This is a genomic window from Clostridium acetobutylicum ATCC 824 (assembly GCF_000008765.1).
Taxonomy (GTDB): Bacteria; Bacillota; Clostridia; order Clostridiales; family Clostridiaceae; genus Clostridium_S; species Clostridium_S acetobutylicum.
In genome coordinates, this window is the sequence record NC_003030.1 from 1,823,112 (window position 1) to 1,838,002 (window position 14,891).

The window sequence follows — 14,891 nt, forward strand, 5'->3', positions numbered from 1 at the left end:
AAAATGGGAAAGGTAACTGGATTTAAAGAATACGATAGAGAAGAGTCGCCATCTCGTCCAATCGATGAGAGAATAAAGGACTACAAAGATGTTCATATGGGACTTGACAAGGAAAAGCTGAAAATTCAAGGTGCAAGATGTATGGAATGTGGTACTCCATTTTGTTCATGGGGCTGCCCTCTTGGAAATTTAATGCCTGACTTTAATGACATGGTATATAAAGGTGAGTGGAAAAAGGCTTATGAAAGGATATCTTTGACAAGCTGTTTCCCTGAATTCACAGGACGTATTTGTCCAGCTTTATGTGAAGGTTCGTGTACATTAAGTTACAATTCTGATGCTGTTTCAATAAAAGAAATTGAACTTGGAATTATAGAGGAAGCCTTTAAAAATGGATGGGTAAAGCCTAAGATTCCAAAGGTTAGAACAGGCAAAAGAATTGCAGTAATAGGATCAGGCCCAGCAGGACTTTCGGCAGCAGAAGAACTTAATTCTGTTGGACACAGCGTGGTGGTATTTGAAAGAGCTGATAAGGTAGGAGGACTTTTAAGATACGGCATTCCTGATTTTAAACTTGAAAAGCATGTAATAGATAGAAGAATTGACGTTATGGAAAAGTCTGGAATAGAGTTTAAAACCTCTACTAATGTAGGTTTTGATGTGAGTGCAGAAGAATTACTTAATGATTTTGATGTAGTTCTTCTTACAGGAGGCTCTACCATACCTAGAGATTTAAAAGTTGAAGGAAGAGAGAATATTAAAGGGGTGCATTTTGCTGTTGATTACTTAAAACAGCAGAATATGAGAAATGCTGGAATGGAAATTAAAGAAGAGGAAATAACTGCAAAGGATAAAGTTGTTGTGGTAATTGGAGGAGGAGATACTGGTTCAGACTGTATTGGTACTGCAATAAGGCAGGGTGCTAAAAAGGTATATCAGTACGAGATAATGGATAAACCTCCAGCTCAAAGGGATGAAACTATGCCTTGGCCTTTATTTCCTAGAGTGTTTAAAACCACTACATCTCATGAAGAGGGCTGTGAAAGATTATTCGGTGTTTCAACTAAAAAGCTAGAAGGAAAAGACGGTAAGCTTGAACTCCTTAAAGGTGTACAAGTTAAGTGGGAAAAAGATGAAAATGGAAAAATGTCCATGAAAGAGATAGAGGGCTCAGAGTTTGAAAAGAAGGTGGATTTGATACTTATTGCTATGGGATTTGTACATCCTCAGCATAAGGGTATAGTTGAAGATTTACAGCTGAAATTAGATTCTAGAGGAAATGTTTTTACTGATGAAAACTTTATGACAAGCCGAGAAAATGTTTTTGCAGCAGGGGATATGAGAAGAGGTCAATCACTTGTAGTATGGGCTATGCATGAGGGAAGACAATCAGCAAAAGAAATAGATAAATACCTTATGGGAGAAACTTCTCTTAGAGGATAGGTTTTACAGTAAAGGCAGAGGCTTATTAGGGCTTCTGCCTTTATTTTCTATATGTTTATATATTTATACTGAATTGACAATACAGCTGCCTTTTGATATTATAATAATACAAAGTAGAGTATTATTGTCGGAATTAAGGAAGTGAGTTAATGAAATTATCTACTAAAGGTCGATATGGAGTTAAAGCAATGGTAGATTTAGCGATTCATTATGGTGCTGAGCCAGTTTCAATAAAAAGTATATCAGAGAGGCAAAAGATATCAGAGGCTTATTTAGAGCAGCTTTTCGTTCCGCTTAGAAAATCAGGTCTAATTAAGAGCATACGAGGATCTCAAGGAGGATATGTTCTATCAAAAGATCCTAAAGATATTCATATATCAAATATCTTTGATGTTCTTGAAGGTCCAATAGAGATTTCAGACTGTGTAGAAAGCGACAGCTGTGATAATAGTGATTACTGCGTTACCCGTCTTTTGTGGGTTAAAATAAAGGAAAGCATAGACAATGTAACTAAGACTATAACCTTAAAAGATATGGTAGATGATTATAATTCTATTAAAAACCAATAGAGATTTTATATCCTTACATTTAATTGTACATGTATTAAATGTAAGGATATTTTATTTTTAGGTATATTAAAAGTAAAAGCATACATAATAAACACATGGTGATATATATGATTAGAAGTAGAGAATTTATAGGTGCAGATGTTTATTCTACAAAGGGAGAAAAAATAGGAGCAGTTGATGATGTTATCTTGAACTTTAGCTCTGGTTTTGTGTTAGGCTTTAAAATTAATAAAGGAAAAGTATTTAACAAACACTGCTGCATTTCTGTAAAAAATATGGTGAGTTTTACTTCCAAGATGATTGTAAACTATGTGCCCTATAAAGGGAGTTTTATAAGGTTTAATAGCATAAAAAATATGGATGTTATAAATTATGACGGTACAATTCTTGGAATGGTTGAGGAAATAATGTTTGATGAAAAGACCTTTAAAATCAAGGGAATTATTGTATCAAGAGGTTTTTTCGCTAACCTAGTTTCGGGGAAAAAAATAATACTGGAAGGCAACTATATGCTGGGTAAGAAAAATTTGTTCTGTTTTTCCAATGATAAAAATTTAAGTTTTGTAAGGGTGTTTCACTCGATTTCAATGGAAGATGATAAAAATGAAAAAAATATATAGATATATTATTTTAATTCTTGGCATTATTTTAACCTATATTTTGCTTTATTTATTGTTTAAAAAAGTTAAAATTTTAAGTGAAATAATTTATATTATTTTAGTAGCTTTTTTAATTGCGTACACTGTTAAACCTTTTCATAAGTGCCTTGTAAAAAAGGGCTTAAGTGCTAGAAAATCCGCAGCATTTCTTTTAGGTAGTTTAACGCTTTTTTGTATATTGTTCATGTTTTTTTTAGTGCCTTCTATATTTAAAGAAACACTTAATATAAATATGACTAAAAATGAAATACAGTATTATATAGACTTTTTAAATAAGAAGTTAAAACCTACGCTTCAAGGAATGGCTGGAGAAACTTTTATAGTTACCATATACTCAAAGTTTAATAATGAACTTAGGGAAATAGTATCGAAGCTCTTTAATTTCGTTATGAGTATTGGAAAAAACATAGTTGATATTGCAATAGTTCCAATAATATCATATTATTTTCTTGCAGATGGGGAAAACATAAGAAACAAAATACTAGTAATATTCCCTTTGAGCTATAGGAAGCTTGTAAAGAAAATAATGTGTGATGTAGATAATGTTTTAAGCAAATACAATGTGACTCAAATAATATTATGTACCTTTGTAGGCTTGCTTACATTCATTATCCTTATAGTATTTAAAGTTGATTATCCTATAATATTGTCCATAGTAAATGGCTTGTTTAATATAATACCGTACTTTGGTCCTATTTTTGGAGCTATTCCAGCTATAATCATAGCATTTTTACACTCCACAAAGGTTGGTATTTATACTACAGTATGCCTTTACATTGTTCAAATAATAGAGGGTAATTTGATTGCACCCAAAATAACAGGGGAATCCATTGACATGCACCCTTTAATTGTAATAATTTTATTGATAGCTGGAGAAAAAATTGCTGGCTTTTGGGGAATGATACTTGCTATACCTGTAGGAGTCATAATAAAAGTTATTTATGAGGATTTGAATTATTACCTTTTTTAGTAGTTTATATTGACATATGCAGATTTATCTTTTATAATATGTGTTAGTTATATTAGAGTGATGATGAGAATTAGTAAAATCAATTTGCATATAAAGAGAAGAAGTGGTTGGTGAAAACTTCCTATGTAATGATTTGAAGCTATCTCTGAACTTTTTTAAGAGAGACACTTTATTTTAGTGTAATTAGGGTGGTACCGCGGAATTATAGCTTTCGTCCCTTTGTTTAGGGATGAAGGCTTTTTTGTATATTGAATTAAATTGGAGGAGATTGGATTATGAAATACATGGGATTAAATGATATAAGAGAAAGCTACTTGAGTTTTTTTGAGAAAAAAGAGCATTTAAGACTTCCGAGTTTTTCACTCATACCGAAAAATGACAAGAGTCTTTTGCTTATAAATGCGGGTATGGCTCCTTTAAAACCTTATTTTACTGGACTTCAAACTCCACCTAAAACAAGAGTAACAACATGTCAAAAGTGTATAAGAACTGGAGATATAGAAAATATAGGAAAAACTTCAAGACATGGTACATTTTTTGAGATGCTTGGAAACTTTTCTTTTGGAGATTATTTTAAAGAAGAAGTTATTTCATGGGCGTGGGAGTATATAACAGAAGTACTTAAGTTCCCTAAGGATAGAATATATATAACAATATATCTTGATGACGATGAAGCATTCAAAATTTGGACTGAAAAAGCAGGAGTTGATCCTAGTAGAATATTTAGGTTCGGAAAAGAAGATAATTTTTGGGAGCACGGCTCAGGTCCTTGCGGTCCATGTTCTGAAATGCACTTTGATAGAAGAGAAAAGCCTGATCTTATAAAAACAAGAGAAAAATTTATTGAGCTTCAAGATAAGGATGAAGTAATTGAGTTTTGGAACTTAGTTTTCACTCAATTTGATAAAGATGAAGATGGAAACTACAATAAGCTTAAAAATCCTAATATTGATACGGGTATGGGGCTTGAAAGAATAGCAACTATAATGCAAAATACAGACAGCATATTTGAAATAGACACTATAAGAGAGGTGTTAGATGCTGTATGTAAAATATGTAATGTAAAATATGGTGAGAACCATAAAAATGATGTTTCTCTTAGAATAATAACAGATCACATAAGAAGTGTAACTTTCATGATAAGTGATGGTATATTACCTTCTAATGAGGGAAGAGGATATGTACTTAGAAGACTTCTTAGAAGAGCAGCAAGACATGGTAAAACTTTAGGAATAGAAAAAACATTCTTATGCGGATTGTGTGATGTGGTTATAAAAAATTCTAAAGGTGCTTATAAAGAACTTGAGGAAAAGCAAGATTATATTAAGAATGTAATTGAAATAGAAGAAAAAAGATTCGATGAAACACTTGACAGCGGCATGGAAATATTAAAGAATTATATAGATGAATTGTCTCTTGAAAACAAAAAAGTAATGTCCGGTGAAAAAGCATTCAGATTGTACGATACCTACGGTTTTCCTGTAGAACTTACTCAAGAAATATTAGAAGAAAAGGGCATTGAAATTGACATGAATGATTTCCATAGTGAAATGGAAAAGCAGAAAAATAGAGCAAGAGATGCAAGAGAAGAATCAAATTACATGGGTAAAGAAATAAAATTAATTGATAAATTACCTGAAAGTGTTACTACAAAATTTGTAGGATATAATTCTACAAGTACAGATTCAAAGGTTGAAGTTTTAATAAAAGATGATGAGTTTGTTTCCACTATAAACGAAGGAGAAAGTGGAATTGTTGTAACAGAGGAGACACCTTTTTATGCAGAGATGGGTGGACAAATAGGAGATAAAGGTATTATTTTTGGTAAAAATGGAGAAGCTAAAGTTGTTGACTGCAAGAACAATATATCAGGGAAAATAATACATATAGTTCAGGTAGTAAAAGGCTCAATAGAAAAGAATGAAAATGTTACTCTTGAAGTTAACTATAAAAAGAGAAAAGATATATGTAAGAATCATACAGCCACTCATATGCTTCAAGCAGCACTTAAAAAGGTTGTAGGAAGTCATATAAATCAATCAGGTTCTTATGTTGATAATGAAAGATTGAGATTTGATTTTACACATTTCACAGCTCTTACTGATGAAGAAATTTTAAAAGTAGAAGCTATGGTTAATGATGAAATAATGGCTGCATATGATGTGAAAACTGATATAATGTCTGTTGACGAAGCAAAGAAAACAGGAGCTATGGCTTTATTTGATGAAAAGTATGGCAATAGGGTAAGAGTAGTATCTGTTGGAGACTTCAGTAGAGAATTATGTGGAGGTACCCACGTAAATAATTCTGGTGAAATAGGCTTATTTAAGATAATATCAGAGTCTGGTGTAGCAGCAGGAATAAGAAGAATAGAGGCAATAACAGGTAAAGAAGCTGTTAGATATACTGAAGAAAATGATAATCTTATAAGAAATATTGAGCAGGAGCTTAAATGTTCTAAGAAGGATATTTTAAATAAAATAAATCAATATCATAGTGAATTAAAAGAAAAAGAAAAGGAAATAAATATCCTTAAAGGAAAGTTAGCTTCAGGCTTTGAAGAAAATATACTAAGTTCAGTAAAGGAAGTAAGTGGAGTTAAGTATGTTGCCTCTGAAGTAAAAGGAATAAGTGGAGATACCTTGAGAGAATTATGCGATAAAGTAAGAAATAAAATAGACGATGGTATGGTTCTACTTGCAAGTAAAGATGGCGAAAAAGTACAATTTGTAGCAATGGCTTCAAAAAATGCAGTAAAAAAAGGCGTTCACTGTGGAAAAGTAATAAAAGAGGTTGCTTCTATGTGTGGAGGAAATGGAGGCGGAAGGCCAGATATGGCTCAAGCTGGAGGAAAAGATGGAGAAAAATTAGAAACTGCGTTAAAAGAAGTAGGAAATATTATGGAAAAATTAGTAAAGTAGTATACAATTACTAAAATATGCTTTATAATATATAGTATATTTCAGTATAAAATCTTTTCACTAACAAAAAAGGGGTGAGTGTAAATTGGGGAGTGAAATTAACGATAATACAATTGAGTTTGATGTTTTGAAAAATAAAGAGGATTTAACAAAAGAGATATTGAATGAAGTTTACAATTCATTAAAGGAAAAAGGTTATAATCCTATTAATCAATTGGTTGGGTATTTGATATCTGGAGATCCCACTTACATAACCAATTACAATGGCGCACGTGCTTTAGTAAGAAAGCTTGAGAGAGATGAAATACTTGAAGAAGTATTAAAATCATATCTTGGTATAAAATAAAAGTGCTCTTAGGAGCATTTTTATTTTAACTTAAGTTTTAATTATGTAAGTTTACTTATAATAAAAAGGAGATTTGTATGAGGATACTCGGTATTGATGTAGGCAATAAGACTATAGGAGTAGCACTTAGCGATCCACTTGGATTTACAGCTCAAGGTATAACTACTATAAGAAGAAAAAACGAAGAAGAAGATATAAAAGAATTGAAAGAATTGTGTGAAAAATATGAAGTTGATACCATAGTGTGCGGTCTTCCCAAAAATATGAATGGTACAATTGGATTTCAAAGTGAAAAAGTGCTTGGATTTTGTGAAGTTATTAAACAAAACATAAATGTACCCATAAAGATGTGGGATGAGAGATTGACAACTGTAACTGCAAATAGAGCGATGCTTGAAGCTGATCTTTCTAGAAAAAAAAGAAAAAAATTAGTTGATAAAGTAGCTGCTACATATATACTTCAAGGGTATCTAAACAGTATTTAATACATTGACAAAAGTTAAAGGTAACTCTAAAATATACTGGAGGTTTAGTTTCATGGATAATGATATAACTCAAATAACACTTATAGATGAAGATGGTGTGGAAAGAAATTTCCAGGTTGTAACCAAGATGGATATAGAAAACAAGGAATATGTAGTTGTTGTTCCAGAAGAATCAAATGATTCTGAAGCAATAATTCTTAGAATAGATAAAGACTCAGATGGTAACGATGTATTAGTGACAGTTGAGGATGATAATGAATTTAATGTAGTAAGCGAGGCTTATGAAACATTGTTTTCAGAAGATGATATGAATTAAAATATATGGGATGGGAGGTATGTAAGATGGCAAAATTATCTCCTTTAGAAATAGAAAAACTAAAGAACAATCTTAAAGATAAAGGATATAAGCTTACTCCTCAGAGGAGAGCCGTTTTGGATATTATAATTGATAATGAAGGGCAGCATCTTACGGTTGAAGAATTGTATGATTTAGTAAAGTTAGAATGTCCGGAGATAGGTTTAGCAACAGTATATAGAACAGTTCAACTTTTAGATGAACTGGGCGTTATAAGTAAGTTGGATTTAAACGATGGCTTAAGCAGATATGAATTGGTGCACGAAAATGAGCCGCATCAACATCATCATCTAATTTGTACTGCATGTGGAAAGGTTACAGAAGTTCAGGGAGATTTATTAGATGAATTAGAAGATTGTATAGAAAATAAGTACCATTTCTTAATTAAAAACCATAGCGTTAAATTCTATGGAATATGCAGTGAATGTAGAAAAAAACTATAAATAATATTTGTAGTTTAAATATAAAAATTAAATTAATAAAATCGAGTAACGAAGGAGGGTAGTAGATAATGCGACGAGAAAAAGATAAGATTAAAATTATACCTCTAGGTGGGGTGGATGAAATAGGAAAAAATCTTACGGTTATCGAATACAGAGAGGAGATAGCTGTTATAGATTGCGGTCTTAGTTTTCCAGATGAAGAAATGTTCGGTATAGATTTAGTAATACCTGATGTAACTTATTTAATAAAGAATAGGGAAAAGGTAAAGGGAATATTTTTGACTCATGGACATGAAGATCATATTGGTGCGTTGCCTTATGTTTTAAAAGAGTTAAATGTTCCGGTATATGGTACTAAACTTACTATTGGAATAGTTGAAACTAAACTTAAAGAGCATAATTTGCTTAGTAAAGTTGATTTAAAGGTAGTAAAGCCTAGGGATATAATTAAACTCAATAGCATGTCTATTGAATTCATAAGACAAAGTCATAGTATTGCAGACTCTGTAGCTATTGCAATACATACACCTATGGGTGTAGTTCTTCACACAGGAGATTTTAAGGTGGATTATACACCTATAGATGGATGTGTAGCAGATTTTGCAAGATTTGCAGAGCTTGGCAAGAGAGGTGTTCTTGCTATGATGTGCGACAGCACTAACGTAGAAAGACCAGGATATACTATGTCAGAAACTACAGTGGGGGAAACTTTTAACACTGTATTTACAAAGGCTAAAGGAAGAATTATAGTTGCAACTTTTGCATCTAATATTCACAGAATACAGCAAATAGTTGAGGCCGCAGAACGCTATAATAGAAAAGTAGCGGTTTCGGGAAGAAGTATGGAAAATATAGTAGCTGTAGCTATTGAACTTGGTTACCTAAAAGTTAAGGAAGGTGTTTTAATAGGCATTGATGCCATAAATAGATACGCCGATAACAAAATAGTTATAATTACTACAGGAAGCCAAGGAGAGCCAATGTCTGCACTTACAAGGATGGCAGCTCAGGAACACAAAAAAGTAAAAATACAGGAAGGCGATATGGTAGTAATATCAGCTAACCCTATACCTGGAAATGAAAAGTTGGTTTCAAGAGTTATAAATCAATTATTTAAAAAAGGTGCAGAAGTTATTTATGAAGCTTTGGCAGATGTCCATGTTTCAGGTCACGCTTGTCAAGAAGAACTTAAGCTAATGCATACTCTTATAAAGCCTAGATTTTTTATACCAGTCCATGGAGAATACAGGCATTTAAAACAGCATAAAGAGCTGGCAACCAATTTAGGAATGCCTAAAGCTAACGTTGTAATTCCAGAAATCGGTGGCGTTATAGAATTAACAAGAAGCAGCATAAAGAAAACCGATACTGTAGTTGCAGGTAAAGTGTTTGTAGATGGTCTTGGTGTAGGTGATGTAGGAAATATAGTTTTAAGAGATAGAAAACATCTTTCACAGGATGGAATAGTAACAGTTGTTGTTACTATAGAAAAAGTAAGTGGTACTGTAATTGCTGGACCTGACATTATTTCAAGAGGATTTGTGTATGTAAGAGAATCTGAAGATTTAATGGAGGAGTCAAAAGAAATTGTAAAGACAGCACTGCTTGAATGTGAAGAAAAGCACATTACAGAGTGGGCAACTATAAAATCAAACATAAAGGATGTATTAAGAATATTCCTTTATGAGAGAACAAAGAGAAAGCCTATGATACTTCCTATAATTATGGAAGTGTAAATTTAATTCATATTAGAGGAATTAAATAAAAAAATAAATAAATTTTTTATGAAATAGTTTACTTTGGTTTAAGTAGATTGACTTTTTAAATACTTAATATTAAAATATTAATTGGTACTAGAAAATTGGATGCTTTACGTATCCAATTTTTATTTATGATTTCACGTAGTATTAGTGAAATATACGGAGGAAGAGAAATGGAAAAAATTACTAGAAATGATATAAGAAATATTGCTATAATAGCCCACGTTGACCATGGTAAGACTACTCTCGTGGATGCTTTACTTAGACAAAGTCATGTTTTTAGAGCAAATGAGAAAGTTGAAGAGAGAGTAATGGATTCTAATGATCTAGAAAAAGAAAGAGGAATAACAATACTTTCTAAAAATACATCTTTAATGCATGATGGAATTAAAATTAACATAGTAGATACTCCAGGACATGCTGATTTTGGTGGAGAGGTTGAGCGTGTACTTAAAATGGTAGACAGTGTTCTTCTTTTAGTAGATGCTTTTGAGGGACCTATGCCTCAGACTAAATTTGTTTTGAAAAAAGCTTTAGAGCTTAAATTAAAACCAATAGTTGTAATAAATAAAATAGATAAGCCAAATGCTAGACCTATGGAAGTTGTAGATGAAGTTTTGGACTTGTTTATAGACTTAGGTGCAGATGAAGATCAACTTGACTTCCCAATAGTTTATGCTTCTGCAAAAGCTGGTATTGCTAAGCTTGATGTAGATGATGAAAGCGAAACAATGGAACCTTTGTTCGAGACTATTGTTAAATACGTTAAAGGTCCTGAAGGATATCTTGATGAACCACTTCAAATGCTTGTTTCTACAATAGATTCTAATGAATATGTTGGTAGAATTGCAATAGGAAGAGTTGAAAGAGGATCTATAAAGAAGAATCAGCAGGCTGTTTTAATAAGACGTGATGGAGCAAAGGAAAATGTAAAAATTTCAAGCTTATTTACTTATGAAGGTCTTAAGAGAGTTGAAGCTGATGAAGTTAAGTTTGGAGATATTGCTGTAGTTTCAGGAATACCTGATGTTAATATCGGAGAAACAATTGCAGATGCATCTAGACCAGAAGCATTACCTTTTGTAGATATTGATGAGCCTACATTAAGCATGTTCTTCATGGTAAATGATTCTCCTTTTGCAGGTAGAGAAGGCGATTTCGTTACATCAAGGCATTTAAGAGACAGACTTGAAAAGGAATTAGAGACAAACGTAAGTTTAAAAGTTGAAGAAACTGATTCAGCTGATAAATTCAAGGTAAGTGGAAGAGGAGAACTTCATCTTTCAATATTGATAGAAACAATGAGAAGAGAAGGATTCGAATTCCAAGTATCTAAACCAACTGTAATATACAAAGAGGAAAATGGTAAGAAGTTAGAGCCAATTGAAGAGCTCACAATAGACGTACCAGAAGAATTTATGGGCGTTGTAATGGAGAAGCTTGGACCTAGAAAGGCTGAACTTGTTAACATGACTTCAGCTGTAAATGGTTATACAAGATTAGAGTTCAAAATACCTTCTAGAGGTTTAATTGGATTCAGAAATGAGTTCATGACAGATACAAAGGGAAATGGAATAATGAACTCTACACTTATAGATTATGAACCATTTAGAGGAGATATTCCTGAAAGATCAAGAGGATCTATAGTTGTTTTTGAAACAGGAGTTTCAGTTGTCTATGGATTGTACAGTGCTCAAGAAAGAGGAAGATTATTTGTTGGTGCTGGAGTAGATGTTTACGAAGGAATGGTAGTTGGAGAATGTTCAAGAGCCGAAGATATCGAAGTTAATGTTTGTAAGAAAAAGCATCTTTCAAACACTAGATCTTCTGGAGCTGATGATGCTTTAAAATTAGTTCCAATTCCTGACATGTCTTTAGAGAAATGTCTTGAGTTTATAGCATCTGATGAATTGGTAGAAATCACTCCAAAGAGCATTAGAATGAGAAAGAAAGTCTTAGATACAAATTTACGTAAGAAGAAAAGAAAATAGCTTTTAGAGGAATGGGTAATATGAAAGTACAAACTATTTTAAAGAAGAAAGTTTATATATTTCTGTTTTTAATCCTAGTATTAATTTGTGCATCAGCTGCATATTTTAAGCATGCTATGAATTACCCTTTTAAAATTAAAAACGATGTTAGTTTTCAAGTAAATAATGGTGATAATCCATATTCTGTTATGAACAGATTAGATAAACAGAATATGATTAAGAATAAACTATTTATAAAAGCTTACATTAAATATAATAAAGTTCCCGGTGATATAAAGCCGGGACTTTATTCAATAAAAAAAGGGGAATCTTCAAAGAAGTTTTTTCAAGATATAGCTGAAGGAAACTTTTCTAGTGACTATGTTAAGGTTACTATACCTGAAGGATATGATATAGAGGAGATTGCTAATTTATTTGATAAAAAGGGATTAATAAATAGAGATGAATTTATAAATGCTTGCAAGAATTATAGTATACCTAAGTACATAAAAAATGACGACAACAGAAAGTATAAGCTTGAGGGGTACCTTTTTCCGGATACCTATGAATTTAAAAAAGGTACAAAGGGAAAAGATATTATTGATACTATGATTAAGAGATTTGATGAAGTATTTAAACAAGCACAAAAGGACACTGGCAAGAGTGGAAGCGATGTGGACCAAACAATAATAATGGCGTCAGTTGTTGAAAGAGAAGCAGAAGTAGATAAGGATAGACCAGTTATAGCTTCCGTATTTTTTAACAGACTAAAAATTAAAATGAAGCTGCAGTCTTGTGCCACAGTTGAGTATGCACTTGGTCATCACAAAAATAAATTGTCCAATGCAGATTTAAAGACAAAATCAAATTACAATACCTATTTAATAGACGGTATGCCGGAAGGACCAATATGTTCTCCAGGTAAAGAATCTATTAAAGCTGCGTTAAATCCTTCCAGCACAAACTATATTTATTTTGTTTCGAATAATGATGGAACTCACTTCTTTACAAGTGATTATAATGAGTTTTTAAAGGTTAAGAAAAAAACTCAAGGATTTTAATTTGGAGGAAATTTTATGGGCAAAATAATGTATGACTATATAAGTGATTATATTAGAAATTTAATTCCTGAGCATGAAGGTGTATTAAAGGAATTAGAAGAGTATGCGGCAGAAAACAATGTGCCTATAGTTCACAAAGAGACAGCAAAATTTCTCGAATTTATGATGCAGGTAAAAAAACCACTTAAAATTTTAGAGCTTGGTACGGCAATAGGTTATTCTGCATCACTTATGGCTTTGAATTCAAATGCACATATCACAACTGTTGATAGAAGTGATAAAATGATTGAAATTGCATTAGAAAATATAAAGAAGTTTGGATTAGATGATAGAATTGAAGTTCTAAATGGAGAATGTATAGATGTAATTAAGAGTTTAAATGACAAGTATGATGTTATTTTTATAGATGCAGGAAAGGGACATTACGAGGACTTTTTTAACGAGTCTTTGAGGATTCTAAAGGATGACGGCATAATAATAGCAGATAATGTATTATTTAGAGGAATGGTTGCCAGCAATGATCTTTTAGAGAGAAGAAAGATTACAATTGTTAAAAGAATGAGAAGATACCTTGACGTTGTTTCTAATAGACCTGACTTTACTACATCAGTAATTCCAATGGGAGATGGAATTGCAGTCACAACAAGGAGGAAAAGCAATGAATAAACCCGAACTTTTAGCACCAGCAGGTAATATTGAAAAATTAAAGACAGCTATTGAATTCGGTGCGGATGCTGTCTATTTAGGTGGTAGTAAACTTAATTTAAGAGCTTTTGCTGATAATTTCTCGCTAGATGAATTAAAAGAAGGAATAGAATTTGCACACAGCCGAAATAAAAAAGTGTATATTACACTAAATGTTTTTCCTCATAATGAGGATTTAAACGGGCTTGAAGAGTATTTAAAAGATCTTTATGAAATTAAGGCGGATGCAGTTATAGTATCTGATCCAGGCATAATTATGACAGCTAGAGAAGTTGTACCTAACCTGGAAATTCACCTTAGCACACAAGCCAATAGTGTTAACTATAAAACAGCTATATTTTGGCATAAGCAGGGAGTTAAGAGAATAGTTGTAGCAAGAGAACTTTCATTAAAAGAAATAAAATCAATGAAAGAAAAAATACCTGAAACTTGTGAGATAGAGGCATTTGTACATGGTTCTATGTGCATATCTTACTCAGGAAGATGTCTTCTTTCTAATTATATGACAGGAAGAGATTCCAATAGGGGTGCTTGTGCACAACCATGCAGATATAAGTATTCATTGGTAGAAGAAAAGAGACCAAACGAATACTTCCCAGTTTATGAGGATGAAAAGGGAACTTATATAATGAATTCTAAGGATTTGTGCATGATAGAGCATATACCAGACTTAATAAGTGCTGGAATTGATTCCTTAAAGATTGAAGGAAGAATGAAGAGTTCATACTATGTTGCATCTGTAGTAAAAGCATATAGAGAAGCTATTGACACATATTTTGAAAATCCAGAGGAATATAAGTTTAATGAAAAGTGGATGGAATATCTTACTAAGCCAAGTCATAGAAGATATACTACAGGATTTTATTACGGCGATAGTAATAAACAGCACTATGAATCTTCATCTTATATAAGAGATTTTGATATTGTTGGTATAGTTAGAAGCTATGATAAAGAAACTGGAATAGCAGTTATAGAGCAGAGAAATAAGTGTTATGCTGGAGATAAAGTGGAGGTTTTAAGGCCTCGTGGAGAAAACCTTGAAATAGAACTTAAAGATTTGAAAAACAAAGATGGAGAGGCAATTGAGAGCACACCTGTAGCGCAAATGATATATACTATTAAAACTGATAAAGTGCTTGAAAGCGGAAATATGCTGATTAAAGGTAAAAATTAGCATGTAACCTGAATAAAATACCTTATTTTG

Annotated in this window: 14 protein-coding genes and 1 other annotated feature; all 14 genes read left to right on the plus strand. The window is 32.2% G+C overall.

Features of this window, described 5'->3' with window-relative positions:
* Positions 1-3: 3 nt before the first annotated feature.
* The 14 genes from CA_RS08705 (at position 4) to CA_RS08770 (ending at position 14,861) form a co-directional block, all read left to right on the plus strand.
* Positions 4-1,443 (plus strand): glutamate synthase subunit beta, encoded by a 1,440-nt coding sequence (locus CA_RS08705; RefSeq protein ID WP_010964981.1) that lies wholly within the window; start codon positions 4-6, stop codon positions 1,441-1,443.
* 149 nt (positions 1,444-1,592) lie between these two features.
* Positions 1,593-2,012 carry an RrF2 family transcriptional regulator gene (locus CA_RS08710; protein ID WP_010964982.1) on the plus strand — a complete coding sequence of 140 codons (420 nt, stop codon included), beginning with the start codon at positions 1,593-1,595 and terminating at the stop codon, positions 2,010-2,012.
* 107 nt (positions 2,013-2,119) lie between these two features.
* Positions 2,120-2,632 (plus strand): PRC-barrel domain-containing protein, encoded by a 513-nt coding sequence (locus CA_RS08715; protein WP_010964983.1) that lies wholly within the window; start codon positions 2,120-2,122, stop codon positions 2,630-2,632.
* Positions 2,616-3,641 carry an AI-2E family transporter gene (locus tag CA_RS08720; protein WP_010964984.1) on the plus strand — a complete coding sequence of 342 codons (1,026 nt, stop codon included), beginning with the start codon at positions 2,616-2,618 and terminating at the stop codon, positions 3,639-3,641. The genes CA_RS08715 and CA_RS08720 overlap by 17 nt, the downstream gene beginning before the upstream one ends.
* A gap of 51 nt (positions 3,642-3,692) precedes the next feature.
* Positions 3,693-3,863: a binding site (T-box leader), on the plus strand.
* Between the two features lie 53 nt (positions 3,864-3,916).
* Positions 3,917-6,562 carry an alanine--tRNA ligase gene (gene alaS / locus CA_RS08725; protein WP_010964985.1) on the plus strand — a complete coding sequence of 882 codons (2,646 nt, stop codon included), beginning with the start codon at positions 3,917-3,919 and terminating at the stop codon, positions 6,560-6,562.
* An 85-nt stretch (positions 6,563-6,647) separates the two neighbouring features.
* Positions 6,648-6,908 (plus strand): IreB family regulatory phosphoprotein, encoded by a 261-nt coding sequence (locus CA_RS08730; RefSeq protein ID WP_010964986.1) that lies wholly within the window; start codon positions 6,648-6,650, stop codon positions 6,906-6,908.
* A gap of 77 nt (positions 6,909-6,985) precedes the next feature.
* The gene (gene ruvX / locus CA_RS08735) at positions 6,986-7,393 is read left to right on the plus strand and encodes a Holliday junction resolvase RuvX (protein ID WP_010964987.1); all 408 of its coding nucleotides are present in this window, start codon (positions 6,986-6,988) and stop codon (positions 7,391-7,393) included.
* A 52-nt stretch (positions 7,394-7,445) separates the two neighbouring features.
* Complete coding sequence (locus CA_RS08740; RefSeq protein WP_010964988.1) at positions 7,446-7,709, plus strand: DUF1292 domain-containing protein; 264 nt, start codon at positions 7,446-7,448, stop codon at positions 7,707-7,709.
* A gap of 26 nt (positions 7,710-7,735) precedes the next feature.
* Complete coding sequence (locus CA_RS08745; protein WP_010964989.1) at positions 7,736-8,191, plus strand: Fur family transcriptional regulator; 456 nt, start codon at positions 7,736-7,738, stop codon at positions 8,189-8,191.
* Between the two features lie 68 nt (positions 8,192-8,259).
* Positions 8,260-9,927, plus strand: coding sequence for a ribonuclease J (locus CA_RS08750; protein WP_010964990.1), 1,668 nt, complete (start codon positions 8,260-8,262; stop codon positions 9,925-9,927).
* 197 nt (positions 9,928-10,124) lie between these two features.
* Positions 10,125-11,942: a translational GTPase TypA gene (gene typA, locus CA_RS08755; protein ID WP_010964991.1), complete on the plus strand. Its 1,818-nt coding sequence runs from the start codon at positions 10,125-10,127 to the stop codon at positions 11,940-11,942.
* A gap of 20 nt (positions 11,943-11,962) precedes the next feature.
* Complete coding sequence (gene mltG, locus CA_RS08760) at positions 11,963-12,982, plus strand: endolytic transglycosylase MltG (protein WP_010964992.1); 1,020 nt, start codon at positions 11,963-11,965, stop codon at positions 12,980-12,982.
* 15 nt (positions 12,983-12,997) lie between these two features.
* A complete protein-coding gene (locus CA_RS08765) occupies positions 12,998-13,648 on the plus strand; it encodes an O-methyltransferase (protein ID WP_010964993.1) in 651 nt (216 codons plus the stop codon).
* On the plus strand, positions 13,641-14,861 hold the full coding sequence (locus CA_RS08770; RefSeq protein WP_010964994.1) for a peptidase U32 family protein: 1,221 nt from the start codon (positions 13,641-13,643) through the stop codon (positions 14,859-14,861). Before CA_RS08765 ends, CA_RS08770 begins: the two co-directional genes overlap by 8 nt.
* Positions 14,862-14,891: the final 30 nt, after the last annotated feature.